This is a genomic window from Streptomyces sp. RP5T, from assembly GCF_003933965.1.
In the GTDB taxonomy this organism is placed as follows: Bacteria; Actinomycetota; Actinomycetes; order Streptomycetales; family Streptomycetaceae; genus Streptomyces.
The window spans coordinates 1-1,361 of the sequence record NZ_RSAJ01001081.1; the positions used below are offsets into that span (position 1 = coordinate 1).

Annotated in this window: 2 protein-coding genes; both read left to right on the forward strand. The window is 74.2% G+C overall.

The window, feature by feature from the left end:
- The first annotated feature begins 71 nt into the window (after positions 1–71).
- Positions 72–494 carry an HGxxPAAW family protein gene (locus tag EHS43_RS44610; protein ID WP_260471018.1) on the forward strand — a complete coding sequence of 141 codons (423 nt, stop codon included), beginning with the start codon at positions 72–74 and terminating at the stop codon, positions 492–494.
- A 214-nt stretch (positions 495–708) separates the two neighbouring features.
- Positions 709–1,361, forward strand: a 653-nt coding sequence (locus tag EHS43_RS44615; protein ID WP_148104346.1) for a DUF2797 domain-containing protein, incomplete at its 3' end; no start/stop codon positions are given.

Sequence of the window (1,361 nt, forward strand, 5' to 3'; positions counted from 1 at the left end):
CCCTTAGTTCGTGAGAGGTTTCTGAGATAAATTTCTTAGGAGGTGAGAGAACTGCTGGTCGAGGAGGATCTGTGAGTGCACATCAGTATGACGAGGGGCATACGGTGGCGGGCTGGACCGGAGTCGCCGTCGCCACCGCCGGGACGTCCGTGCTGGGGCTGGGGGTGTGCACGGTGTCCGGCGCGCTCATCGCCGTCGGTCTCGTGATCACCGCGGCGAGCGCCCTCGTGACCTGGGCCCTGCACCTGTCCGGCTGGGGCAAGCCGCCGGGACGCCGGCCGCGTGAGCAGTGGGGCATGCGGGTGCGGGACACAGGCGCCCGGCAGGGGCACCCGGGGTGTGTCGGGTGCCGGATGGCGGGACGGCGCGGCGCGCGGACCGGCGGAAGGGTCGGAGCTCGGGCCGCGGCAACCCCACCGGAACCGGTGTCCGTGGGGTCGAGGTCTGCGGAGCCGGTGTCCGGGGCGGCGGTCTCCACCGAGTCCGTGGGCTGACCGGGGCCGTGGGCTGACCGGGTCACCGGGTCCCCGGGTCACCGGGTCACCGGGTCCCCGGGTCCCCGGGTCACCACCGGGGTCGCCGGGCACAGGGCCCCCGGGGCACAGGGGCACAGGGGCACAGGGGCACCAGGTCCCCGGCGCCCCAGGTCACAGAGCCCCCGGCGATCGCGAGGACCGTTGTCAGTGGTGCCCCCTAGTCTCGTGAGGGATGGCACAGGGATGGAAGTGCTCGGGGTTGTCGTGGTCGGCGGACGGTCCCGTGCTGCGCTGGGACGGGGGTCGGCACAGTGCGCTGACCTGGGGGAAGCGGGTGGCCTTCGGGGTCGCTGAAGGGGGTGTGCGGACATGCGTGGGAGCACGGGGGCACGCGTGTGCGGCGCGGGCCGCGGTGTCGGGGCGAACCACGGGCGCGCGGTGCGAGGAGTGCGCGCGGCTGGACCGGGCGCACTCGGTGGCTGCGGACACCCTCGCGGACGACCCCCGGCCGTACCGGGTGTACCTGGCGTGGTTCGGGCCCGGCATGGTCAAGGTCGGCATCACGGCCCAAGAGCGCGGATCCGCACGCCTGTTGGAGCAGGGTGCCGTCTGCTTCAGCTGGCTGGGCACCGGTCCGCTGATGGCCGCGCGGCGCACCGAGGAGCTGCTGCGGGCGGCGCTCGCGGTGCCGGACCGTATCCCGTACGGCGCCAAGCGGGCCGTACGGACCGCCCTGCCGGAGTCGGTAGCCGAGCGCTCCGCCGAGCTCGCCGGACTGCACGCGCGGGCGGTGGCGCTGGGCGGCTGGCCGGAGTCCCTGGCGCGCGAGCCGTACCGACCGGTCGACCACGTAGAGGTCTTCGGCCTCGCCGCACTGCCCGCCGC